2 protein-coding genes are annotated in these 1,956 nt (G+C 32.6%); both read left to right on the forward strand.

Translation table 11 applies throughout. From position 1 onward, the window contains the following. The coding region (locus HNQ47_RS06755; RefSeq protein WP_425486189.1) for an NlpC/P60 family protein at positions 1 to 805 on the forward strand (805 nt) is incomplete at its 5' end. Between the two features lie 119 nt (positions 806 to 924). Beyond that, positions 925 to 1,956 (forward strand): N-acetylmuramoyl-L-alanine amidase family protein (locus HNQ47_RS06760; RefSeq protein WP_425486190.1); only part of this gene is annotated, 1,032 nt, incomplete at its 3' end.

A 1,956-nucleotide genomic window follows, 5' to 3' on the forward strand; every position in this document is an offset into this window, starting at 1 on the left:
CGATAAGACAGTATATTATGATCAGAACGGTCATATGCAATATAAGCAAAAATACATTGATGGATATTGGTATTGTTTTGATAAATATTCAGGCGCTATGAAAACTGGTTTTGTTTTCTTAGATTCTGACTATCATTCTAGAAGTGAAAAAGATAAAACAGTCTATTATGATTCGAAAGGGCACATGCTTTACGGCCAACAATACATTAATGGAAACTGGTATTGTTTCCGTTTGGGATCCGGTGCCATGGTAACTGGTGATTTTACTTTAACCAAAGATTATCTTACGGATAAAGATTCTGAAGTAAAAACTGTATATTACGATAGAAATGGTCATTTAATTACTGATCAAAATTCAATTAAACAAATTAAAAAATACTATAAATTTAGGGATGAAGTTTTAGGAAAAGAATTTGATCTTGATAAAGCATACGGTGCTCAATGCTGGGATGGTTATGCTTATTACGCAAAATGGCTCGGATATAATATTGCGCATTGTACAACATCTGGTTATGTAAAAGACATTTGGGAATACCGAAAAACAAATGGAATTTTAAAACATTTTATGGAAGTGTCCATCAATGATCTGCAGCCAGGGGATGTTTGTGTATTCCGAGCTTGCACTCAAACACCTTTGTCGCATATTGCCATTTATGACGGTGATATTCAAGATAACCAGGGAAATGTCAACAAAACAAAAGGTAAATTCTTAGGGCAAAATCAATATCAGTCAGCATTTAATGTAATTGAATTAGAAAAAATTAGTAAATACATGTATGTCACGGCATTCCGACCGAATTTATAGAAAATTGACGCGAACTATTGAAGTTCGCGTATTTTATAACAAAATCGTTTCAAACATTTCAAAATATTGAAAAATGAAGGCGTTTATTTTAAGATTATAGTAAATATGGGAGAGAGTATATGAACAAAAAATATGAGAGAGTTTTGTTTGTATTTGCTTCAACTGTTTTCCTAATATTTGGAGTAAGAAACGCTGCGATTTCTATCAGAGCAGAGACAAATCCACCAGATGCGGAAACAGTTAAAGAAACATTACCTGAAACATCAGGATCAACTGAGAATCAAGAATCAATTGCAAGTACAGAAACAGATCAAATCGATTCAAATCAAGAAGAGGTACAAGATTCTGATCAAATAATTGAAAATGATAATAATAACGGATGGTCGGAAGACTACCAAAAATATTATATTGGCGGAGCAACAGTGACCGGATTTCAAACGATTGATGGAAATGATTATTACTTCAATGATGAAGGAATAAAAACGGTTGGTCAAAAACAAATTGATAATAATTGGTATTGCTTTTTAAAGAATCAAACAGAGCCCGTAAGTAATGGAATAATGGTAAAAAAGCAGTTCTTTAATTTATATGATTCTTATCATGCGTCATGGGATAATGATAAGACTGTATACTATGATCAAAATGGCCACATGCTGTATAAACAGCAATATCTTGATGGTTTCTGGTATTGTTTTGATAAATATTCCGGAGCAATGAAAACGGGATTTGTAAATATAACGGGTGATTATCACGCAGAAAATGAAAGTGATAAAACTGTATACTATGATCAAAATGGTCACATGCTTTACAAGCAAAAATATTTAGGTGGTTTCTGGTATTGTTTTGATAAATATTCCGGTGCTATGAAGAGGGGATTTGTAAACTTGACTGGAGATTATCATGATGCAAATGAAAAGGATAAAATTGTATACTATGACCAAAATGGCCACATGCTGTATAAACAGCAATATCTTGATGGTTTCTGGTATTGTTTTGATAAATATTCCGGTGCTATGAAGAGGGGATTTGTAAACTTGACTGGAGATTATCATGCTGCAAATGAAAAGGATAAAATTGTATACTATGACCAAAATGGCCACATGCTGTATAAACAGCAATATCTTGATGGTTTCTGGTATTGTTTTGATAAA

It is taken from the genome of Catenisphaera adipataccumulans (assembly GCF_014202755.1).
Lineage (GTDB): Bacteria > Bacillota_I > Bacilli_A > Erysipelotrichales > Erysipelotrichaceae > Catenisphaera > Catenisphaera adipataccumulans.